The 21667-nt window shown below is 72.9% G+C and carries 22 protein-coding genes; 15 read left to right on the top strand and 7 right to left on the bottom strand.

Going from position 1 to position 21667, the window contains the following annotated elements; genetic code table 11:
• The first annotated feature begins 204 nt into the window (after positions 1-204).
• Positions 205-1854: an RICIN domain-containing protein gene (locus ACFV1L_RS29415; protein WP_380371431.1), complete on the top strand. Its 1650-nt coding sequence runs from the start codon at positions 205-207 to the stop codon at positions 1852-1854.
• Positions 1855-1900: 46 nt separating this feature from the next.
• Here ACFV1L_RS29415 and ACFV1L_RS29420 read toward each other — a convergent pair whose 3' ends face one another.
• Positions 1901-2482, bottom strand: coding sequence for a DUF4291 domain-containing protein (locus ACFV1L_RS29420; RefSeq protein ID WP_380371433.1), 582 nt, complete (start codon positions 2480-2482; stop codon positions 1901-1903).
• A gap of 192 nt (positions 2483-2674) precedes the next feature.
• Between ACFV1L_RS29420 and ACFV1L_RS29425 the strand changes: the two genes are divergently transcribed.
• Both ACFV1L_RS29425 and ACFV1L_RS29430 read left to right on the top strand, forming a co-directional pair.
• Positions 2675-3430 (top strand): sugar isomerase domain-containing protein, encoded by a 756-nt coding sequence (locus ACFV1L_RS29425; RefSeq protein WP_380371435.1) that lies wholly within the window; start codon positions 2675-2677, stop codon positions 3428-3430.
• Positions 3427-4416 carry an N-acetylglucosamine kinase gene (locus ACFV1L_RS29430; RefSeq protein ID WP_380371438.1) on the top strand — a complete coding sequence of 330 codons (990 nt, stop codon included), beginning with the start codon at positions 3427-3429 and terminating at the stop codon, positions 4414-4416. The genes ACFV1L_RS29425 and ACFV1L_RS29430 overlap by 4 nt, the downstream gene beginning before the upstream one ends.
• A gap of 42 nt (positions 4417-4458) precedes the next feature.
• Here the strand turns inward: ACFV1L_RS29430 and ACFV1L_RS29435 are convergent, their stop codons facing one another.
• Positions 4459-4965 (bottom strand): ATP-binding protein, encoded by a 507-nt coding sequence (locus ACFV1L_RS29435; RefSeq protein ID WP_380371440.1) that lies wholly within the window; start codon positions 4963-4965, stop codon positions 4459-4461.
• Between the two features lie 178 nt (positions 4966-5143).
• Between ACFV1L_RS29435 and ACFV1L_RS29440 the strand changes: the two genes are divergently transcribed.
• Positions 5144-5902 carry a GntR family transcriptional regulator gene (locus tag ACFV1L_RS29440; protein WP_380371443.1) on the top strand — a complete coding sequence of 253 codons (759 nt, stop codon included), beginning with the start codon at positions 5144-5146 and terminating at the stop codon, positions 5900-5902.
• 164 nt (positions 5903-6066) lie between these two features.
• Here ACFV1L_RS29440 and ACFV1L_RS29445 read toward each other — a convergent pair whose 3' ends face one another.
• Positions 6067-6591 (bottom strand): YbhB/YbcL family Raf kinase inhibitor-like protein, encoded by a 525-nt coding sequence (locus tag ACFV1L_RS29445; RefSeq protein ID WP_380371446.1) that lies wholly within the window; start codon positions 6589-6591, stop codon positions 6067-6069.
• A gap of 303 nt (positions 6592-6894) precedes the next feature.
• Here ACFV1L_RS29445 and ACFV1L_RS29450 point away from each other — a divergent pair, with 303 nt between their 5' ends.
• Positions 6895-8178, top strand: coding sequence for an MFS transporter (locus ACFV1L_RS29450; RefSeq protein WP_380371480.1), 1284 nt, complete (start codon positions 6895-6897; stop codon positions 8176-8178).
• A 1237-nt stretch (positions 8179-9415) separates the two neighbouring features.
• Here the strand turns inward: ACFV1L_RS29450 and ACFV1L_RS29455 are convergent.
• The gene (locus ACFV1L_RS29455; RefSeq protein ID WP_380371447.1) at positions 9416-10231 is read right to left on the bottom strand and encodes an NAD(P)-dependent oxidoreductase; all 816 of its coding nucleotides are present in this window, start codon (positions 10229-10231) and stop codon (positions 9416-9418) included.
• Between the two features lie 62 nt (positions 10232-10293).
• Between ACFV1L_RS29455 and ACFV1L_RS29460 the strand changes: the two genes are divergently transcribed.
• The 3 genes from ACFV1L_RS29460 (at position 10294) to ACFV1L_RS29470 (ending at position 12462) form a co-directional block, all read left to right on the top strand.
• Positions 10294-11205 (top strand): LysR family transcriptional regulator, encoded by a 912-nt coding sequence (locus tag ACFV1L_RS29460; RefSeq protein WP_380371449.1) that lies wholly within the window; start codon positions 10294-10296, stop codon positions 11203-11205.
• Positions 11202-11738: a hypothetical protein gene (locus ACFV1L_RS29465; RefSeq protein WP_380371451.1), complete on the top strand. Its 537-nt coding sequence runs from the start codon at positions 11202-11204 to the stop codon at positions 11736-11738. The genes ACFV1L_RS29460 and ACFV1L_RS29465 overlap by 4 nt, the downstream gene beginning before the upstream one ends.
• Positions 11739-11823: 85 nt before the next feature.
• Positions 11824-12462 carry an SMI1/KNR4 family protein gene (locus tag ACFV1L_RS29470; RefSeq protein WP_380371453.1) on the top strand — a complete coding sequence of 213 codons (639 nt, stop codon included), beginning with the start codon at positions 11824-11826 and terminating at the stop codon, positions 12460-12462.
• Between the two features lie 20 nt (positions 12463-12482).
• Here the strand turns inward: ACFV1L_RS29470 and ACFV1L_RS29475 are convergent, their stop codons facing one another.
• Positions 12483-13049, bottom strand: a complete 567-nt coding sequence (locus ACFV1L_RS29475; RefSeq protein WP_380371455.1) for a DUF4262 domain-containing protein — start codon at positions 13047-13049, stop codon at positions 12483-12485.
• Positions 13050-13311: 262 nt separating this feature from the next.
• Positions 13312-13800, bottom strand: coding sequence for a hypothetical protein (locus ACFV1L_RS29480; protein ID WP_035863661.1), 489 nt, complete (start codon positions 13798-13800; stop codon positions 13312-13314).
• A 367-nt stretch (positions 13801-14167) separates the two neighbouring features.
• On the opposite strand from ACFV1L_RS29480, the gene hemL reads away from it, so the two are divergent.
• The 7 genes from hemL to ACFV1L_RS29515 all read left to right on the top strand — a co-directional run bounded on the left by hemL (position 14168) and on the right by ACFV1L_RS29515 (position 21237).
• Positions 14168-15508 carry a glutamate-1-semialdehyde 2,1-aminomutase gene (hemL, locus tag ACFV1L_RS29485; RefSeq protein ID WP_380371457.1) on the top strand — a complete coding sequence of 447 codons (1341 nt, stop codon included), beginning with the start codon at positions 14168-14170 and terminating at the stop codon, positions 15506-15508.
• Positions 15509-15591: 83 nt separating this feature from the next.
• Positions 15592-16242: a histidine phosphatase family protein gene (locus ACFV1L_RS29490; RefSeq protein ID WP_380371482.1), complete on the top strand. Its 651-nt coding sequence runs from the start codon at positions 15592-15594 to the stop codon at positions 16240-16242.
• Between the two features lie 195 nt (positions 16243-16437).
• A complete protein-coding gene (locus ACFV1L_RS29495; protein WP_380371460.1) occupies positions 16438-17037 on the top strand; it encodes a TlpA family protein disulfide reductase in 600 nt (199 codons plus the stop codon).
• A gap of 59 nt (positions 17038-17096) precedes the next feature.
• Positions 17097-17813, top strand: coding sequence for a cytochrome c biogenesis CcdA family protein (locus tag ACFV1L_RS29500; protein ID WP_380371485.1), 717 nt, complete (start codon positions 17097-17099; stop codon positions 17811-17813).
• Positions 17814-17816: 3 nt separating this feature from the next.
• Positions 17817-19622: a cytochrome c biogenesis protein ResB gene (locus tag ACFV1L_RS29505; RefSeq protein WP_380371462.1), complete on the top strand. Its 1806-nt coding sequence runs from the start codon at positions 17817-17819 to the stop codon at positions 19620-19622.
• A gap of 3 nt (positions 19623-19625) precedes the next feature.
• Complete coding sequence (gene ccsB, locus ACFV1L_RS29510) at positions 19626-20747, top strand: c-type cytochrome biogenesis protein CcsB (protein WP_380371465.1); 1122 nt, start codon at positions 19626-19628, stop codon at positions 20745-20747.
• 85 nt (positions 20748-20832) lie between these two features.
• Positions 20833-21237, top strand: coding sequence for a hypothetical protein (locus ACFV1L_RS29515; RefSeq protein ID WP_380371467.1), 405 nt, complete (start codon positions 20833-20835; stop codon positions 21235-21237).
• 66 nt (positions 21238-21303) lie between these two features.
• On the opposite strand, the gene ACFV1L_RS29520 is transcribed toward ACFV1L_RS29515, so the two are convergent.
• On the bottom strand, positions 21304-21507 hold the full coding sequence (locus tag ACFV1L_RS29520) for an acyl-CoA carboxylase subunit epsilon (protein WP_380371469.1): 204 nt from the start codon (positions 21505-21507) through the stop codon (positions 21304-21306).
• Positions 21508-21667: the final 160 nt, after the last annotated feature.

Genomic DNA, 21667 nt, shown 5'->3' on the forward strand with positions numbered 1-21667 from the left:
CGGCGGCTCGACTGCGTTTCGGGGCAGTGTTCCTGACGGCTCGTGACAATCCCGGCCGGGGCTTGTCACGAGTCTTGTTGTGTTACCTGTCAGTACCTAGCATGTGAGCCTGCCTCATGTTCACCGGGCCCCGGCCCGGTTCCCCCATGCTCCGCGCCGCCCGGTACCCGCCGGGCGTTCCCCCACCCTCGCAAGGAGTCATGAGTGTCCAGGACACCAACGGTCCGCCGCAGGTCACCCGCCCTGCTCGCCACCGCCGCGCTGCTGGCCGCCCTCGGCCTCGGCTCCGGCCTCGGCACCGCGGGCACCGCCCGGGCCGCCTCGCCCGGCGCGGGCAAGCCGGCCGCGATCGTCGCGCTCGGCGACAGCGCGATCTCCGGCGAAGGCGCCGGCACCGACACCAACGACGACTACGTCCCCGGCACCGACAGCCCCACCAACTACTGCCACCGCTCCACCAAGTCCGAGATCTTCGTGACCCAGATCCCCGGCGTCACCCCGATCGACCTGGCCTGCTCCGGCGCCCAGACCGGCGACCTGGTCAGCGACCCCGAACTGGCGAAGATCACCGGACCGGGCAGCGGCGACTTCGGCGAGCCCAAGCAGGACGTCCAACTCGCCGCCACCGCCGCCGACTACGACGTGAAGATGGTCGTCGTCACGATCGGCGCCAACGACGACTTCGACTTCGCCGGCATCATGATGTCCTGCCTCGCCCAGTACTTCCCGATCCCGCAGTCCCAGGGCTGCCGGGACACCATCGGCAGCGCCGAGATCGCCCGCCGCGCCGCCGGGGTCAAGCCCAAGGTGACGGCCGCGCTGACCAACATCCGCAACACCATGCGGAAGGCCGGCTACTCGGACGACTCCTACCAGCTGGTCTACCAGTCGTACTTCAACCCGATCACCCCCGACATCCGGCGCAACGACTACGCCGGCAAGGTCGCGGACGGCTGCCCGGCCTTCCCCGAGGACCTCGCCTGGGGCCACAACTGGGTCGTCCCCACCCTGAGCGACGCGCTGCGCGAGGCCGCCTCCGGCGTGCCGGGCGTCCGCTACCTCGACCAGCGCCGGGTCGCCTTCGGCCACGAGGTCTGCGCGGAGTGGACCAGCTCGCCGTACGAGTTCACCAACGGCGACGTGATCGACCTGTCGGAGAGCACCCGCAACGGCTGCGACACCCCGATCTCCATCCCCGGCCTGTGCATGAACAACGTCCGGCAGTCCTACCACCTGCGGGTCGCCGGGTACTCGGCCGAGGCGAACTGCCTGCGGCAGTTCTACCAGCAGCCCGGGCTCGCCCAGGCGTTCTGCTCGCTCAACCAGCAGAACTGGACGTCGATCACCGCGCTCACCCCCGGCAAGCCGTTCCCGGACACCCCCGAGGACGGCGCCTGGTACCAGCTCACCAACCAGGCCGACGGCAAGGTGCTCGACCTGTCCGGCGGCGGCACCTACGGTGACTCCACCAACGGCCGGGCCGCGATCACCTACCCGGCCGGCGGCGGGCTGAACCAGTCCTTCGTGTTCGAGGTCAAGGCCGGCGGCTCCTTCGAACTCGACTTCAGCGGCAACCGGGACATGTGTCTGGACGCCTCCGGCGCCTCCACCGCCCCCGGCACCCAGCTCCAGCAGTGGCGCTGCAACGGCGGCGGCAACCAGCACTGGATCCTCCAGCCGGTCGGCGACGGCACCTACAAGCTGGCCGACTCCCAGGACCCGACCAAGCTGGCCACCGCCTCCGCCAAGACCGACGCCAAGGGCAACTCCCTGGTCCAGCTGGCCGCCGACAACGGCTCCGCCGCGCAGCACTGGCAGCTGACCAAGCTCGGCATCGTCTACCTGCACGGCTGATCCGGAGCGCTGACGGAGGGTCGCCCGCGATCCGGGCGGCCCTCCGTCAGCCGGTCACGCCCAGCCGGGCGGCCGCGCCCGCCGGCACCGGGTACGGCCGCTCCGGCGGCAGCAGCCCGGCGTCCCGGGTGGCGTGCAACTCCCGGGCCAGCGGCGTCAGGTCCTCGATCCGCACCAGCCACTCCTCGGCGTAGCGCCGTACCAGCTCCCCGCCCAGGCCCAGTTGCAGCGACCGGTGCGGCAGCGGCCGCAGGTGCAGATCCCGCTCGGGATCCCACTGCACCCGGGCGGGGCTGCGCCGCAGCACCCGCTGCCACTCCGCCTTCGAGGCGTGCAGCCCCGGCTTGTAGCCGCTCAGCACGGCCGACTCCAGGGCCTCGTCGAATCCCCGACGGCTGATCACCACGCCGAGGATCCGTTCCTGCCCGGGGCTCCGCGCCCAGTCGCTGCGGTGCATCAGCCAGCGGAACGACGGCTTGATCCACGTCATCCGGTCGTGGCCGAATGCCTCCGGGAACCGCCCGTCGGCCACCGCCGGGTCGCCGATCTCCGGCCGGAACACCTGGTAGACCGTCACCGTCTCCTCGTCGTACCGGGCTCTGACCTGCCTCGTCGGCACCTCTTCCATGCCCTCATCCTGTCCCGGCCCCGCCGTTGCGCGCCCGCGAATTTCCGCTCGCCCGGCCGGCCGCCGGGCTGCGGCGGGTGTGCGGGCCACGGATCCGACGACTCCTCGATTGGTCTAGTCCTGTCGTTGACAGCGGCGGTGGCGCGGCCCGACCATGTGAGCCGTCCCACAGTGCTCCGCCTGGAGGTTCCCGTGCCCAGCCCCTCTGCGGCCGACTTCGTCGCCGCCGCCCACGCCGCCATCGACAAGGTCAGCAGCACCCAGGCCGAGGGCGTCGCCCGGGCCGCCGAGCTGATCGCGGACGCGCTGGCCGCGGACGGCATCGTGCAGGCGTTCGGCACCGGCCACTCCGAGGCGTTCGCCATGGAGATCGCCGGCCGGGCCGGCGGACTGGTGCCCAGCAACCGGATCGCCCTGCGCGACGTGGTGCTGTTCGGCGGCCGGCCGGTGGAGATCCTGGCCGGCTCCGAACTGGAGCGCGGCACCGAATCCGCCGCCCTGCTCTGGGAGCTGACCGACCCCCACCCGTCGGACGTCTTCCTGCTCGCCTCCAACTCCGGCGTCAACGGCTGCGTCGTCGAACTCGCCCGGCTGGCCAAGGAGAACGGCCACCCGCTGATCGTCGTCACCTCCGCCGAGCACACCGCCGGCGTCCAGCCCAAGCACCCCTCCGGCCTGCGGCTGCGCGACTACGCGGACGTGGTGCTGGACAACGGCGCCCCGTTCGGCGACGCCGTCCTGCCGATGGCGGGCGGCGGCCGGGCCTGCGGCATCTCCTCCATCACCGCCGCGCTGCTCGGCCAGCAGATCGTCGCCGAGGTGATCCGCCGGGTCGAGGAGGCCGGCGGCGTCCCGCCCGTCTACCTCTCGGCGAACATCCCCGGCGGCGACGAGCACAACAGCAAGCTCGAAGCGCTGTACGCCGGCCGCATCCGCCGCACCGCATGACAGGCCGTCAGGACGCGTCGGCGGAACCACTGGTGCTCGGCCTCGACGTGGGCGGCACCAGCACCCGCGCCCTGGTCGCCACCCTGGACGGCCGGATCCTCGGCACCGCGCACGGCGCCGGGGGCAACCCGGTCGCGCACGGGGCGGAGACCGCCGTCCGGGAGATCGGCGGGGCGGTCCGCACCGCACTCGGCGCGCTCGACCCGGGCCGGGTCGCCGCGGGAGTGATCGGCCTGGCCGGCGGCTCGCTCGCCCCGCCGGAGGTCCTGGCGCTCTGGCCCGCCGTCGGCCTGACCGTCACCCCGCGGCTGGTCGGCGACGCCGAACTCGCGCACGCCGCCGGAACCGCCGCCGCCGACGGCACCCTGCTGCTCAGCGGCACCGGCGCGATCGCCGCCGAGATCCGCGACCACGCCCTGCGCCGCACCGCCGACGGCCACGGCTGGCTGCTCGGCGACCGCGGCTCCGGGCTGTGGCTCGGGCGGGAGGCGGTCTCCGCCGCCCTCACCGCCGTGGACCGCGCGCTGCCGCACGACGGGCCGTCACTTCGGCTGCCGGGCCTGGCCGGCGCGATCGCGGAGGCCCTGGTCGGGCCGGACGGCCTGGGGAGCGAGCCCCGCTCCGCGCTGATCGCCGCCGCCCATGCCGAGGCCCCCGCCCGGCTGGCCCGGCTGGCCCCGATCGTCCTGGACCGGGCCGCGGCCGGCGACCCCGCCGCCGTCGCACTGGTGGAGCGCGCCGCCGACCACCTGATCGACACCCTCGCCCTGGTCCGCGAACCCGACTCCCCGCTGCCACTGGTCCTGGCGGGCGGCCTGCTCGCCTCCGAGACCGAGCTCGCCGTGCGGCTGCGGCCCCGCCTGGCCGCCCGCTGGCCGGACGCCGCCGTCTCCACCGCCCGCAACGGCGCCGGCGCCGCGGCCTGGCTCGCCGCCCGGACCCTGGGCCGGGGGACGGCGGAGCTCCACCGCCGGCTGACCGCGTGACCGCCTGATCGCCCGGCCGCGTGACTGCCTGGCCGCTGCCGCTCAGCGGCAGGTGATGGCCCCGGGAGCGAGGCGGTCGGCCGGGTCCCGGGGCCGCGTGCCGTCCGTCGGGCCCTGGGTCGGCCACCACCCCTGCCGGGCGATCCGCCCGCCCGGCAGGGCGATCTCGGCCCACACCCACTTGCCGGAACGCTTGCGGATCACCCCGTGCGCGAGCGCCAGTTCGGCGATCAGCAGGACGCCCCGGCCGGACTCGGAGTCCTGGTCGGGCCGGCCGGCCACCGGAAGGGCGGGGGAACTGTCGTAGACCTCGATGACGGCCCGGTGGTGCAGCGGGTCGGCGTGGACGCCGACCGTGACGGCCCGGCCGGTCGCGTGGCGGACGGCGTTGCCGAGGAGTTCCGAGGTGACCAGGTCGACCGTCAACTGGGTGTCCTCGTCCAGCGGGCCGCCGCCCCAGGCGGTGATGAGGGCGCGGACCTTGCGTCGTCCGGCGGCGACGGTGGCGGGTTCGCGGGGCAGGGAGAACCATCGACGGTGCACGGACACGGCGGACTCCTCACGCGGATTCGCTCGATGAACGCTCGATGACGGGAGACTCGGCAGCCGATATGAGGGTATGTCAGATCCAAGCATCTCTAGACAAGCTGAAATCTCTAGAGATGTCAATGCACCAGGGGGTGGACCGTGCGTAGGATGTCTAGAGAGGGGAAGGAAGCCCGCCGCCATGACCAGTCACCCCCGCGCCACCCAGCCCAAGTACCAGCGGATCGCCGAGGACCTCAAGCGCGACATCGACTCCGGCCGCTACCGACCCGGTGACCGGCTCCCGGGCGAGAACGACCTGATGGTGACGTACGGCGTGGCCCGGATGACGGCCCGTCAGGCGCTCGGCGTGCTGCAGACCGAGGGGATCGCGGAGGCCCGCAAGGGCGTGGGCGTGTTCGTGCGGGAGTTCCGGCCGATAAGGCGCCGGGGCATCCAGCGGCTGTCCGGCCGGAACTGGGGCAGCGGCGCCTCCGTCTGGTCCGCCGACATAGCGGCCCGCGACCTGACGGTCGACCAGCTCACCGTCGACGAGCGGGAGGCGCCCGAGCAGATCGCCGCCGTCCTCGGCCTCAAGCCCGGCGAGTCCGCCTGCGTGCGCAGCCGCCGCTTCGTGCTGGACGGCAAGCCGGTGCTGCTCTCCGAGTCCTACCTGCCCGCCGCGCTGGTCGCCGGCAGCCGGATCACCGACCCGGACACCGGCCCCGGCGGCACCTACGCCCGGCTCGCCGAACTCGGCCACAAGCCGGTGCACTTCCAGGAGCACATCCGCTCCCGGATGCCCGCCGGCGACGAGGCCGAACGCCTCGCCCTGGCCCCCGGCACGCCGGTCTTCCTGGTCCACCGCACCGCGTTCTCCGAGGACGGCCAGGCGGTGGAGTTCAACGCCATGGTGCTCGACTCGTCCTCGTACATCCTCGAATACGACTTCGACGCCTGAGGGCGGCACCCGGGGGCGACGCCTGACGCCGGGGTGCGGGTGCGACGTCCCCGTCCCCGGCCGCCGGTCCGCTGTGCACAGGCTGTGGACGGCCGGGCCGACGGGCGGGAGGTTGTCCACAGGGCTGTGGACGAGCGCCCGCCCGCCGGATCCGCTGCCGGGTGTCAGCTCTCGTACTCGGCGACCACTGTGGCGCGGGCCAGCGCGTGGAAGCCGAGGGTGCCGCTGATCGCCGCCGCCGAGGTGTCCGCGTCCAGGCCGAGCGAGTCGACCCCCAGGGCGTGCACGGTGAACACGTACCGGTGCGGGCCGTGGCCGGGCGGCGGGGCCGCGCCGCCGAAGTCCCGGGTGCCGTAGTCGTTGCGGCCGTGCACGGCGCCCGCCGGCAGGCCGGGGAACTCGCCGGTGCCCGCGCCGGACGCCAACTCGGTGACGCTCGCCGGGAGGTCGAACAGCAGCCAGTGCCACCAGCCGCAGCCGGTCGGCGCGTCCGGGTCGAAGCAGGTCACCGCGAAGCTCCGGGTCTCCGCCGGGAAGCCGGACCAGCTGAGCTGCGGCGAACGGTTCCCGCCCTGGTAGACCTGCTCCTCGCCCAGCCGGCCCCCGTCGGTCACCTCCGAACTGGTCAGCGTGAACGTCGGGACGGGTCGCAGGAAGGCGTCCGGCAGCGGCGGCCTGGCAGCGGTCATGAGTGTCTCCCCGTGGGTGGGCGTCGATGGGTGCCCGGCGACCCTAGTCAGTGCCGGGACGCGCGCCAAGCTCCGTTTGCCGAGCCTTTGCTGACGGCGCCTCGTGCGGCGACCCCGATATTCGCTTGCGCGGAGCCGTTATTGGTAGAGACCTTTGGGGGTTGCCGCCTGCCGCCTGCCGCCTGCCGCCTGCCGCCTGCCGCCTGCCGCCTGTCGCCTGTCGTCGAAGCCGAAGGAGCCCGCGCCGTGGACGGGATCTTCGCCCGGGAGTACCGGGCCGTCACCGCCTGCTTCACCGCCCTGATGTTCCTGACCGGCTTCGCCGCCCTGGCCGTGGTGCCCACCCTGCCGACCGCCACCGCCGACCTGCACGGCGTCGCCCTGTTCCCGCTCGTCGCCGGGTGCTTCGTGGCCGCCAGCCTGCTCGGCGGCGTCCTCGGCGGCACCTGGTCGGACCGCTCGGGCGCCCGCGACCCGCTCGCCGCCGGCGTGGTGCTCACCGTGCTCACCCTGCTGGTCTCCGCCGCCAGCACCTCCATCTGGCAACTCGCCGCCGGACGCTTCCTGGACGGCCTCGCCGCCGGCCTGTCCGCCGTCGCCGTCAACGCGGCCATCGGTCAGGCCTACCCGGAACGGCTCCGCCCCCGGGTGCTCGCCCTGATGAGCGCCTGCTGGGTGATCCCCTCCCTGGTCGGCCCGCCCGTCGCCGGACTCGTCTCCGAACTCTGGTCCTGGCGCGCCGTCTTCTACGGACTCGCCGCCCTCACCGCGCTGCCCGCCCTCCTCCTGGTCCCGGTCCTGCGCCGCCACGCGCAACCCCGCACCCCCGACGACCGCCCGCCCCGCCCGCCGCTGTTCATCGCCGCCGTGGTCAGCGTCGCCGCCGCCCTCGGCCAGTACGGCGTCTCCGGCCGGGACGCCCGCCACCTGCTGTTCGTCGCCCTCGCCGCCGCCCTGCTGATCGGCTTCGCCCCCCGCCTGCTCCCCGCCGGCACCTGGCGCGCCCTGCGCGGCCTGCCCACCACCGTCCTGCTGCGCGGCCTCTCCTCCGGAACGTTCTTCACCCTGGAGGCGTACGTCCCGCTGCTGCTCCTCACCGAACGGCACGTCGACCCGGTCGTCAGCGGCTTCGCCTTCACCGGCGCGGCCATCGCCTGGGCGGCCGGCTCCTGGGCACAGGGCCGGCTCCTCCAGCACGTCCCCCGCCACCGGGTGGTCGTCCTCGGCGCCCTGGTCATGTCCGCCGCCGTCGCCCTCGCCGTACTCGGCACCCACCCCACCGTGCCCGCCCTCACCGCCGCCCCCGCGATGCCGATCGCCGCGCTCGGCATGGGCCTGCTCGCCCCGGCCCTCACCGTCCTCTCCCTCGGCCACAGCCCCGCCGGCCGCGAGGGCCACACCAGCAGCGCCATGCAGACCAACCAGAACCTCGGCCAAGTGGCCGTCCTCGCCCTCGCCTCCGCCGTCCTCAACACCTGCCTCAGCCTCGGCACCACCCAACTCGCCGCCTACGCCGCCGCATTCACCCTCCTCACCGCCCCCGTCGCGCTCCTCGCCCTCCTGGCCGCCCGCGCCCGAGCCGCGTAGCCGCGTGCTCCGCGGGTTGTTCCTGGGGTGCCTCGCTCAACTTGCGTGCGTTGCGGTCGCGTTCGCCCGCGCTCTGCGGGAGTGCCGTGGCAGTGTCGGGGCGGCTCAAGTCGGCCGACTGTGCTCGGGGCGTCCTGTCCGGCGGAGGGGCGCTCACCTGCTGTGCTGCTGCGCCTCCGGCCACGTGGCCGCCCGCGCCCGAGCCGCGTGCTCCGCCGGCTGCGTCTGGGGCGTCGCGCTCAACTGGTGGGCGTCTCCGCAGTGTTCGCCCGCGCTCTGCGGGAGTGCCGTGGCAGTGTCGGGGCGGCTCAAATCGGCCGACTGTGCCCGGGGCGTCCTGTCCGGCGGATGGGCGCTCACCTGCTGCGCTGCTGTGCCTCCGGCCACGTGGCCGCCCGCGCCCGGTCCGCGTAGCCGCGTGCGCCGCCGGGCTGTGCCTGTGTCGTCCTGTCCGGCCCAGGGGCGCTCACCGGCTGCGGCGCTGTGCCGGCCGCCGCGCAGGTCGGCCAGAATCTCGGCCAAGTGGGTTGCCCTCGCCCGAGTCGCTCAGCTGTGTGTTCTGCCGGCTGTCGCGTTCGTCGGTTGTTCCTGGGATATCTCCCTCAACTGGTGGGCGTCTCCGCCGTGTTCGCCCGCGCTCTGCGGGAGTGCCGTGGCAGTGTCGGGGCGGCTCGAATCGGCCGGCTGTGCCTGGGGCGTCCTGTCCGGCGGATGGGCGCCCACCTGCTGCGCTGCCGTGCCTCCGGCCACGTGGGCGCCCGCGTAGCCGCGGGCGCCGCTGGCTGTTCCTGGAGTGCCTCGCTCAACTGGTGGGCGTCTCCGCCGTGTTCGCCCGCGCTCTGCGCGAGTGTCGCGGGGGCTCGACCGACCGGCTGTGCCTGTGTCGTCCTCTTCGGCGGGGGGCGCGCTCACCGGATGCGGTGTCGTGCCGCCTGCTGTTCGGGACGGCCAGAGCTCCGGCCACGTGGCCGCTGCCTGAGCCCTGGGGGCGGTCCAACTCGGCCTCTGTACGGCCGGGTTCACCCTTCGCCGCTCCGGGTCGCGCTCCGCGCCCTCCTGGCCGCCCTGCCGTGGCTCGGTGAGTTCCGCAGGCTGTCGGTTGGCCCCGTTGTCCAGGTGCTGGCGTTCCGGTGGTGCCTCGGCTTCGACCGTTCCGCAGGCCCGGAACGGCATCCCCGTTGCCACGAAGGCTGCTCGCTCAACTCCCGCGCCGACGCTCCGCGTTCGGTCGGGTGGCTCAGTTGCCTGCCGCCCGGGCGAGCTGCTCACGCTGTGCCGTGGTGATCTCGGAGAGGTCCTTCTCGGCGAGCGCAGGGTAGGCCAGCAGTGTGGCGCGGGCGGCTTCGAAGACGGGTCCGCCGCCGGCCAGGGCCAGGTCCTTCGCGGCGAGCCGGATCGGGAAGTCGGCGGCCGTGGTCGTGATTCGCCCCATGATGCCCGCCAGCGGCCCGGCCGACAGCGCGCCGCGCGCCAACTCGTCCGGGACGCCCAGCCGTTCGGCGACGGCCAGGGCCTCGCCCGTCGCGGTGACGGACGCGACGACCGCGCCGATCACCACCAGCTTGAGCGCGGCGCCCCGGCCGGGGCCGCCGCACCGCACGACCTGGCCGAGCCGTTCCAGGACGGGCTGGGCGCGGTCCAGCTCGGCGTCCTCGCCGCCCGCGTACACCACCAGCCCGCCGCTCGCGGCGGGGCCGACGCTGCCCAGCACCGGTGCGTCCACCATGCTCACACCGTCCGGGAGTTGGGCGCGCAGCCGGGCTACGGCCTCGGGGCCGATCGACGACATCTCGATCCACAGCGTGCCCGGTTCCAGGGAGGGGACGAAGCGGGCCGCGACCTCCTCGACCGCCGCCGGGTCGGACAGCATCGTGACGACGATCCGGGCCCCGCGCACCGCCTCCGCCGGCGTGGCGGCCTCGGTGAGGTCCCCGGCGCGGCCGGGCGTCCGGTTCCAGACGGTCAACTCGCGGGTGATGCCGGCGAGTCGGCGGGCCATCGGCAGGCCCATCCGGCCGAGTCCGAGGAAGGCTGTGCGCTCCGTGATCTCCATGACCGCCACGCTAGAGGCGGGCGGGGCAGGCGACAAACGAATGTCTCGCATGGTAGCCATGCATGATGGACATGGCTTGGCTCGACGTCTTCCGCACTGCGGCCCGGCTCGGCTCGTTCACGGCCGCGGGCGAGGAACTGGGGTTCACCCAGTCCGCGGTGTCCCGCCAGATCTCCACTCTGGAGGACGAGTTCGGCGCACCGCTGTTCGACCGGCTGGCCCGCGGCGTACGGCTCACCGAGCACGGACGGGCGCTGCTGCCGCACGCCGAAGCCGTGCTCGACCGGCTGGACGCCGCCCGCCACGACCTCACCGCCCTGACCCGCCTCACCGCCGGCCACCTGCGTCTCGGTGCGTTCGACAGCGCCAACGCGGCGCTCGTCCCGGCCGCGCTGGCCGCGTTCCGCGCCGCGCACCCCGGCATCGCGCCGACCCTCACCGAGGGGCTCTCGGCGCAACTGCTCGACCTGCTCGCCGACGGCGCGATCGACCTGGCCCTGGTCACCGCCTATCCGGAACACCCGTACGACACCGACCGGTTCGAGCTCCACCGGATCGCCGACGACCCCGTCCTGGTCGCCCTCCCGCGCGGCCACCGGCTGGCCCGCCGACGCCGCCTCCGGCTCGCCGAACTCGCCGAGGAACCCTGGATCGCCGCCAGCCGCCGCCTCGAATCGACCCTGCTGGCCTCCTGCGCCCGCAGCGGATTCCGACCCCGCGTCGCATACGAGGTGGCCGGTTGGACGGCCAAACTCGGCCTGGTCGCAGCCGGGTTCGGCATCACCCTGATCCCGTCCCTGGCCGCCCGCGCGGCCCGGCCCGATCTCGCCCTCGTCCCGCTGCACCCGGACGACACCCCGGTCCGGCACGTCCACACCGCGACCCGCCGAGGCCACCGCCCCACCCCGGCGGTCACCGCCTTCCTCCCGCACCTCCGCACCGCAGCCGACGCAGCCCCTACCGTGTCGGGGTGACCGGAGCCCCTCGCGCCTTCCGCTACCTCGGCCCACCCGAACTGCTCGCCCGCGCCGGCCGTCACACCCTCGGTCGCGCCGTCCGTACCCCGACCGAACTGGCCGCCCGGCTGGCCGAGTCGCCACCCGGCGAACGCACCGATCCGTTCACCTACGTGGTCGACCTCACCGGCACCCTGTGGCTGGCCCCGCGCCGCAGCGAGCACGTCGCCTGCGCCGGCGGCGCGGACGTCCTGGCAGCGGGAGAGATCCGCTTCGCCGTTCAAAGCACCGGGCGCTGGGCGGTGGCCGAGATCAGCAACCTCTCCACCGGCTACTGCCCCGACCTCGACTCCTGGTCCGCCGTCGCCACCGCCCTCGACCACGCCCACCTGCCCCGACCCGACGCCTTCACCTACGCCTTCCTCTTCCGCCGCTGCCCGACCTGCGGCCAGCTCAATCTGGTCAAGGACGACGACCTGACCTGCGCCGCCTGCGACAACCCCCTCCCGGCGGAGTGGAACCTCACCACCCCACGCCGACTGCACCGCTGAATGACCGTCCGGACCGGACGCCGCGTCAGGGCGGCGTCCGGGTGTGCGGCCGGCGGTGTCGTCCCCCGGCCGTAGGGTGCCGCCCATGAGCGACCGTTTCCGTTCCGGCTCCGGGGGGTCCCACCCGTGGTGCGAGCTTCTCCAGGAGTGGAGCCGTCTCTGGCTGGCGCCTGACGCGTACGAGGTGGAGCGGCGCTTCCCGGCGGAGGCGCATGCGAGTGGTTGGCTCGGGACGAGCGGCGCGGCCGAGGCCGACATCCAGGCGCTGGAGCGTCGGCTCGGCGCACAACTCCCGCCGAGCTACCGACAGTTCCTCGCGGTGAGCAACGGCTGGTCGCACGTGAACGACACCGAAGGAGCGGTCCTCGCCACCGCGCAGGTCGGATGGCTCCGTGACCTCGACCCGGACCTGGTGGAGGCCTGGGGCGACGACGAAGACTTCCCGGCGATCCCCGATGACGAATACATGCAGTACGGCGAGGACCAGGACTGCGTGACGGTGCGCCGGACGCACTTCCGAACCGCCCTGCAGATCAGCGCCTGGGGCGACAGCGCCTTGCTGATGCTCAACCCTGCCATCGTGAACGCTGAGGGGGAGTGGGAGGCATGGGCGTTCGCCAACTGGTACCCCGGCGTGTTCCGTTACCCCTCGTTCTGGGATCTCATGGTCGACCAGATCAAGTCCGACTACCCGGATGCGGACTGGGCTCGACTGGGACTGTGACCGAGGTCTGCCCGCTCCGGTCACCCGTGAGGTCGGTACTGGGCAGGTTCGGCGTGCGCCCACGGGCCGGTTGACTCCTCGCGGGGCACCCACAGGAGCGGCTGGGCGGCGCGGCAGGTCGCTTCGACACCCGCGTCCCAGGGGAAGCGGCCCTGCTTGTCCGGCCAGAACATCTGGGTGACGGGCAGCGGCGGTCGCTGGTAGAAGTCGACCCCGGCACCGAAGAAGCTGAGGTACCAGCTGGGGTGGACCGGCCGGATCGCCACCGAGAATCCGCCGCCCAGGACGTCGTTGCGGCGCTGGTCCGGTTCGAGCGGATGCCCGGACCGGATCTCGTGGGCGAGGACGTTGACGATCCGCATGCCGGTCTGCGAGGGGAGGCCGAAGATGCTGACCTCGGGGCTGCGCAGGGTGTGCCACAGTCCGATCGAGTAGGACCAGTCGCCGGGCAGTCCGCCGCCGGCGACTCCGTTGACGTGCCAGTCGTGGTCGCGGATGTTCGCCGCGATGCGGGTGTCGCGTGCGTCCCACGCGGATTCGTCGCCGGTGCCGTCGCAGAGCAGGCAGCCGCAGTCGGGGAGGTCCATGGCGGTGAGCCTACGGTGGCCGATCGCGGTCAGATCACTGCGGCTGCCCGCCGGGGCTCGACGGTCGCGAACGCCGGTTCCGGCGCGCACCGGCACCCCCGTGGCAGCGCCGGAGTGATGACCCATCAACTTCGGCGGCCCGCACCGCCGGTGGGCGAGTTCGCGGCTGGCACGCCACCGGGTGCTCCGCCGGTGCCCCCGGTGTGCCCCGACGGCCCTGACCGCCACGGCCCTCCGACCGGCCGTCAGAAAGGAATGCGGGTCAGGGCCAGACCAGGCAGTACAGCTGGTGGCCGGCGTCGTGGAGGCGGTTGGCGAAGTCCTGCCACTCGTGGAGCATCTGGTAGATGACGAAGGCGTCCCGCGGGCCGCGGCGGTCGGGGACGGTGGACCAGATGAACGCGGCGGCGCCGAGCTCGGTCTCGTCGGCCTTGCGGAGCGGTTCGACGACGGTGTGCGGGAGCTGGACCACCGCGTAGTCGGGGTGCAGGACCACCAGTTCGAGCGGCGGGACGTGGTGCAGGGGGACGCCCTGGATGCCGGTGAGGACCATCGCGCTCATGGTCTCGGGCTTGATCTTGGTGGAGAGGTGCCCGTTGCCGGAGCCGCTGGTCTCCATCAGGTCGCCGAGCCGGCCGAGGGCGCCGAGTTCGCCGGCGTCGAGCCCGAGGCCGCCGGGGCCGAGGGCGGTGGGGACTCTGGCAGCGGTGGCGCGGTCCGGTGCGCCGAAGTACTTGTAGGTGACCCCCACTCTGCCCTCGCCCCTCCTTCCCCTGCCCGCTTCCCTGCCCCCGCCGGTCTCGGCAGGCCTGCGGGTGCGCTCCGCGGCCTCGTCGAAACCGTCCTGCCTCTCGGACACTCGGACCATCCTCACCGGAACTCGCCGGAATCGACAGACCCCCGCATGTCCGGCTTTCCCTCCGGACATGCCCCTTACCCGTCTGCCGGCGTGCTACACGAGCGCGCGCTACTCGACCTTACCTTCGCCACAGCCAGTGAGGGGAGCAGCACACGGATCATCGTTCCAGATGATCGGGCCCGACATGCAGAACGCCAGGACACGATTTGAGACCATGTGCGGGTAAGAGAGGCTCCAGGCCACCCCGCGGACCCAACGGATGAGCGAGCAGATGAGCTACCCGTACGAAGCACCCCAGTCCCAGTCGCTGTTCGAGCGCGCCTTGGCGGTCACCCCCGGCGGCGTCAACTCGCCGGTGCGGGCCTTCCGCGCGGTCGGCGGCACGCCCCGTTTCATGGTGTCCGGCAGCGGCCCGTACCTGACGGACGCCGATGGCCGCGAGTACGTGGACCTGGTGTGTTCCTGGGGCCCGATGCTGCTCGGCCACTCCCACCCGGCGGTGATCGAGGCGGTGCAGCAGGCGGTCTCCCGCGGCACCTCGTTCGGCACGCCCGGTCAGGGCGAGGTCGAGCTCGGCGAGGAGATCGTCGCCCGGATCGCCCCGGTCGAGCAGGTCCGCCTGGTCTCCAGCGGCACCGAGGCGACCATGTCGGCGATCCGGCTGGCCCGCGGCTTCACCGGCCGCGCGAAGGTGGTCAAGTTCGCCGGTTGCTACCACGGCCACGTGGACGCGCTGCTGGCCGCCGCCGGTTCCGGCGTCGCCACCTTCGGCCTGCCGGACACCCCGGGCGTGACCGGGGCGCAGGCCGGCGACACCATCGTGCTGCCGTACAACGACCTGGACGCGGTGCGCGCCGCGTTCGCCGCGCACCCCGGCGAGATCGCCTGCGTGATCACCGAGGCCTCGCCCGGCAACATGGGCGTCGTCCCGCCGCTGCCCGGCTTCAACCGGGGCCTGGCCGAACTGTGCCGGGAGAGCGGCGCGTTGTTCATCTCCGACGAGGTGATGACCGGCTTCCGCGTCTCCAAGGCCGGCTGGTACGGGCTGGAGGCCGCCCGCGAGGGCTGGGCGCCGGACCTGCTGACCTTCGGCAAGGTGATGGGCGGCGGCTTCCCGGCCGCGGCGTTCGGCGGCCGCGCCGACGTGATGGCGCACCTCGCCCCGGCCGGCCCGGTCTACCAGGCGGGCACGCTGTCCGGCAACCCGGTCGCCACCGCCGCCGGCCTGGCCCAGCTGCGCCACTGCACCGACGAGGTGTACGCGACCGTCGACCGGGTCGCCGCCGAGGTGTCCGGCCTGGTCACCGAGGCGCTCTCCAAGGAGGGTGTGGCGCACCGCCTGCAGACCGCGGGCAACATGTTCTCGGTCTTCTTCACCGACCAGCAGGTCACCAACTACGACGAGGCCCGCCGCCAGCAGGCGTTCCGCTTCAACGGCTTCTTCCACTCGATGCTCAGCCAGGGCGTCTACCTGCCGCCTTCGGCGTTCGAGTCCTGGTTCGTCTCGTCCGCGCACGACGAGCGCGCGATCGAGCGGATCGCCGCCGCCCTGCCCGCCGCCGCCCGCGCCGCCGCCGAGGCCACCGAGGAGTCCAAGTGACGGATCAGCAGACGGACCGCCGGGCGGCCGACCTGACGGACGGCAAGAAGGACGGCAAGAAGGACATCACCGTCGTCCACGTGATGCGGCACGGCGAGGTGCACAACCCGGAGGGCGTGCTGTACGGCCGGCTGCCGGACTACCACCTCTCCGACCTGGGGCGGCAGATGGCCGAGCGGGTGGCCGACCACCTGAAGGACCGTGACATCACCTACGTGGTGGCCTCCCCGCTGGAGCGGGCGCAGGAGACCGCCGAGCCGATCGCCAAGGCGCACGGCCTGACGGTCGCGGCCGACCCGCGGCTGATCGAGGCGGAGAACGTCTTCGAGGGCAAGACCTTCGGGGTCGGCGACGGCTCGCTGCGCAACCCCTCGTACTGGAAGTACCTGACCAACCCGTTCAAGCCGTCCTGGGGCGAGCCGTACATCGACCAGGTGGTGCGGATGATGGGCGCGATCGCCGGCGCCCGGGACGCGGCGCGCGGGCACGAGGCGGTGTGCGTCAGTCACCAGCTGCCGATCTGGATCCTGCGGTCGTTCGCCGAGCGCCGCCGGCTGTGGCACGACCCGCGCCGCCGGCAGTGCTCGCTGGCGTCGCTGACCAGCTTCACCTTCGAGGGCGACCGGATCGTCTCGATCGGCTACCGCGAGCCGGCCCGCGACCTGCTGCCGGCCCATCTGGTGGGCAAGGGCAAGAAGGGCGACAAGCCGGTCGGGAAGAGCTTCGGGGCGTAGCCCGCGCCGGTCCGGGACGTTGCTCACACCGGTCCGGGACGTTGCTCACACCGGCGGCCGGGAGGTAAGCCCGGGGGGCGGCAGAATGCCCGAATTAAGACGATCATAAGTGGAGTATGCGCAGGTCACGGGGGGTCCGGCCGACAACGCCGGACCCCCCTAAAACGGGCCGAAGAGCCATGCGAAACTTTTCACATGTCACGGACGTCCAGCCGCCGCTTCCGCCTCACCGCCGCCCTCGGCGCGGCCACCGCCCTGGCCCTCGCCGGGTGCTCCAGCTCCGGCTCCGCGGGCGGGGACGGCTCGGTCGGCTTCATCACCGGCAAGGGCGGCATCGACACCGCCGCCGTCGGCAGCCGCACCGACGCCCCCGACATCAGCGGCACCGGGCTGGACGGCACCGGCACCCTCCGGCTGGCCGACTACCGCGGCAAGGTGGTCGTCCTCAACATCTGGGGCTCCTGGTGCAGCCCCTGCCGCGCCGAGGCCAAGGGCCTGCAGGCCAGCTCCGAGAAGTACGGCGACAAGGTCCAGTTCCTCGGCATCAACACCCGGGACACCGACCCCGCCAACGCCGTCGCGTTCGAGAAGAACTTCGGGGTCACCTACCCGAGCATCTACGACCCGGACGGCACCCAGATCCTCAAGTTCCCCAAGGGCAGCCTCAACCCGCAGTCCATCCCGACCACGATCGTGATCGACAAGGACGGCAAGCTGGCCGCCCGCGCCATGCACGCGCTGTCCGGCGAGGACCTCGACAAGATGATCGAGCCGGTCCTCGCGGAGTCGAAGTGAGCACCGTCCTGGCCGCGGCCGGGGTCGGCTACAACGAGACCGTGGGCAGCGGCGCGCTGATGCTCGCCCTGCCGATCGCGCTGGCCGCCGGACTGGTCTCGTTCTTCTCGCCGTGCGTGCTGCCGCTGGTGCCCGGCTACCTCAGCTACGTCACCGGCTTCTCCGCCGCCGACCTGTCGGACGCGCGCGGTGCGCGACGGGGGCGGATGCTGGCCGGCTCGCTGCTGTTCGTCCTCGGCTTCGCGGCGGTGTTCGTCTCCGGTGGCGCGCTGTTCGGCTCGTTCGGGAACACCCTGCAGGCGCACCAGCGGGTCATCTCGATCGTGATGGGCTGCCTCACCGTGCTGATGGGCCTGGCCTTCATGGGTCTGCTGCCCGGCTTCACCATGCGCGAGCTGCGCAGCCACCGCCGCCCCGCGGTCGGCCTGGCCGGCGCTCCGCTGCTCGGCGTGGTGTTCGGGCTCGGCTGGACGCCGTGCATGGGCCCGACGCTGGGCGCCATCCAGTCGCTGGCGTTCAGCCAGGCCAGCGCCGGGCGCGGCGCGCTGCTGATGACCGCGTACTGCCTCGGCCTCGGCGTACCGTTCGTCCTGGCCGCCCTGGCCTTCCGCAAGGCGCTGGGCGCCTTCGGCTGGGTCAAGCGGCACTACCAGTGGGTGCTGCGGATCGGCGGCGGCATGCTCGTCGCGGTCGGCCTGGCCCTGGTGACGGGGGCGTGGGACGCGCTGGTGAACCAGCTCCAGTACCTCACCGAGAACTTCTCGATCGGAATCTGACCCGTGAGCGACACGAAGACCAGCCCCCAGCCGGCCGACGCCCCGGACAGCCCCGACGCACCGGACGGTCCCGACCCGAAGGCCAACCCCTTCCTGGTGGACACCGCGGCCGCGGAGCGGCTCAGCACCGCCCCCGAGGAGGAGACCGACACGCAGGTCGGCATGGGCGTGCTCGGCTGGGTGCGCTGGTTCTGGCGGCAGCTCACCTCGATGCGGGTCGCCCTGCTGCTGCTGTTCCTGCTGTCGCTGGCCGCCATCCCGGGCTCGCTGGTCCCGCAGGAGGGGCCGGACACGATGAAGGTCGTGGCGTGGAAGGAGGCCCACAAGGGCGTCACCCCGCTGTTCGAGCGGCTGGAGCTGTTCCACGTCTACAGCTCCAGCTGGTTCTCGGCGATCTACATCCTGCTGTTCGTCTCGCTGGCCGGCTGCATCCTGCCGCGCACCTGGCAGTTCGTCGGCGTGCTGCGCTCGCAGCCCCCGGCGGCCCCGCGCAACCTGACCCGGATGCCGGTCTACGCGGCCTGGCACAGCGCCGCCGACCCGGAGGCGGTGAACGCCGCCGCGTACCGCCTGCTGAAGAAGCGCGGCTTCCGGACCGCCGCGGGCAAGGGCTCGGTCGCGGCCGAGAAGGGCTACCTGCGCGAGGTCGGCAACCTGCTGTTCCACTTCTCGCTGTTCGCGCTGCTGGTCGGCGTCGCCTGGGCCGGCGTGGCCTCCGGCACCGCCAGCAAGCTGGTGCTGGAGGGGCAGGGCTACTCCAACACCACCACCCAGATCGACGACTTCTACGGCTCGCACTACTACGGCGTGAACGACCTGGACGCCTTCGGCTTCAAGCTGGACGGCTTCACCGCCCGGTACCAGGAGAGCGGCCCGCAGATCGGCACCGCCCGGCAGTTCACCGCGAACGTGCGGTACTGGGTCGGCGACGACTCGACCAAGCTGAAGAAGTCCACGATCGAGGTCAACCACCCGCTGGAGATCGGCGGGTCGAAGGTCTACCTGATCGGCCACGGCTACGCGCCGGTGGTGACGGTCAAGAACGCCAAGAACGAGATCGTCTACCGCGGCCCGACGCCGTTCCTGCCGCGCGACGCCAACATGACCTCGCCCGGCGTGATCAAGGTCAACGACTACGGCACCGACGCCAACGGCAACAAGACGCAGCTGGCCTTCCAGGGCTTCTTCCTGCCGACCGCGCCGGAGAACTTCGAGAAGACCGGCCCGGTCTCGATGTTCCCGGCCGCGGCGGACCCGATGCTGGTGCTCACCGCCTACGCCGGCGACCTGCGCACCGACAGCGGCCTGCCGCAGAACGTGTACCAGTTGGACGACAAGGCGATGACCCAGCTGAAGGTCGGCGACGACATCGCCCGCGCCCGCCTCAAGGTCGGCCAGGGCTGGGAGCTGCCCAACGGCTACGGCACCATCACCTTCGACGGCTACCAGCAGTGGGCGACGTTCACCATCTCGCACCACCCCGGCAACTCCGTCGCGCTGGTCGGCGCGGTCGCCGCGATCCTCGGCCTGATCGGCTCGCTGTTCGTGCAGCGCCGCCGGATCTGGGTCCGGGCCACCACCGCCCCCGACGGCCGGACCCTGGTCGAGGTGGCGGGGCTGGGCCGCAGCGAGTCCGCCCGCACCGCCGAGGAGCTCGCCGAGCTCGCCGTCGAGCTGCAGGACGACGCCCCGGCCGCCGAGGAGCCGTCCGGCGGCGACACCGACGACTCCGATACCGACGACGCCGTACCCGCCGCTGCCGACTCCTCGGCCGCAGCCACCCCCACCGCCCCGGAAACCAAGGAGTAGACGGTGCTGCTCGCGCAGGTCGACCCCCAGTTGGCCGACATCTCCAACAAGCTGATCTATTCGGCGATGGCCGTCTACACCTTGGCCATGTTCGCCCAGATGTTCGAGTGGACCTTCGGTGCGAAGGGCGGCGTCGCCGTCCGCTCGCGGCAGCAGGCCACCCTCGCCCAGACGGTCAGCGACTCCGCCGAGGCGGCCAAGGGCGTGCGCAAGGTCAGCGTCACGGTGGCCTCGCAGGGCGGCGGCACCACCACCCTGACCCGCACCGCGCTGGCCGACGCCGGCGCCACCACGGTGACCAGCGGCCGCGGCGACGACGGCCCGGCGGACGGCGTCGGCCCGGCCGGCGGCAGCGAGAAGGCCGACATGGCCGGCCGGATCGCGGTCTCGCTGACCGTCCTCGGCCTGCTGCTGCACGCCGGCAGCGTGCTCACCCGCGGCCTGTCGGTGATGCGCTGGCCGTGGGGCAACATGTACGAGTTCTCCGTGGCCTTCGCGCTGATGATGGTCGGCTCGTACGTGGTCCTGCTGGCCACCCGGAAGAACGTGCGCTGGCTCGGCCTGCCCGTGGTCATCGCGGTCCTGCTGATCCTCGGCATCGCCGTCAGCGTGCTGTACACCGAGTCCGAGCAGCTCGTCCCGGCGCTGCACTCGTACTGGCTGGGCATCCACGTCTCCACCGCGACGATCTGCGGCGGTGCCTTCTTCGCGGCGTTCGTCGCCACCGGCACCTACCTGCTCAAGGACCGCTACGAGCACCGCGTCGCGGCCGGCCTGACGGTCCGCGCCGCCAACCTGATGGACCGGCTGCCCGCCGCGAGCACCCTGGACAAGCTGTCCTACCGGATCAACGCCCTGGTCTTCCCGCTGTGGACGTTCACCATCATCGCGGGCGCCATCTGGGCCGAGGCCGCCTGGGGCAAGTACTGGGAGTGGGACCCGAAGGAGACCTGGTCGTTCATCACCTGGGTCGCCTACGCCGCCTACCTGCACGCCCGGGCCACCGCCGGCTGGCGCGGCCGCAAGGCCGCCTACCTGGCCCTGCTCGCCTTCGCCTGCTGGCTGTTCAACTTCTACGGCGTCAACATCTTCATCACCGGCAAGCACTCGTACGCCGGTATCTGACGTCCCGTCACCCGCACCACCGACCCCACCCGAGTCGACCCCCCGACTCACCCCGAGAACCACAAGCCGCGAGGAGGGCCGCACCATGGAGTGCGACGAGGTCATCATGACCGTCCGAATCACCGCAGCGGAACGTGCGCTGCTGCGACGGCTCGCCCAGGGCCACCACAGTGACGTCTCCGAGGTCGTCGCCGACGGCCTGCTGGACGTCCTGCCCACGCTGCACTGCCCGGCGGACGCCCACCGGCTGCTCGCCGCGCTCGCCACCCCGGCGCCCTGCGCGCTCACGGTGTGGCTGCCGACCGAGCTCGCCGACCTGCTCACCATCGCCACCGCGCGGGTCGCCCAGTCCACGGGCGTCCGCCTCGGCTCGTCCTGCATCATGCTCGGCGCCGCGGTGCGGCTCTGGCTGGCCCAGGACCCGCAGCGGCTGGCCGCCAACCTCACCACCATGCACGCCGGCCGCCCTGCGGCGCTGGCCGCGGCGTAGCAGCAGCAGAAGCAACAGGGGCTCCGGAGGCACTGCCTCCGGAGCCCCTGGCGTTCGCGCGAAACCTCAGGCGGCCTGCTGCCAGCTGACCGGGGAGAAGTACGGCGGGCGGCGCTCCAGCCGGGACCAGGTGGCGATCGGCTCGACGGCCTGCTGGGCGGCGGCGACCGCCGCCGCCTGCGCGGCACGGGCGGTCAGCACCGCGGTCAGGGCGGCGAGCTCCTCGGCGGACAGCGAGCCGCGGACGACGCGTACGAGAGGTTCGTTCATGGTTCCGGTTTCTCCCCCGGGCTGGCGACTGGACGGTGGCGGCGAGTGCGGCGCACCGGTTACATCGGCGGGTTGCCGTGCTTGCGGCTGGGCAGGTCGGCGTGCTTGGTGCGGAGCATGGCGAGCGAGGAGGCGAGGACGGCGCGGGTCTCGGCGGGGT

The sequence above is a fragment of the Kitasatospora sp. NPDC059646 genome, assembly GCF_042734615.1.
Taxonomy (GTDB): Bacteria; Actinomycetota; Actinomycetes; order Streptomycetales; family Streptomycetaceae; genus Kitasatospora.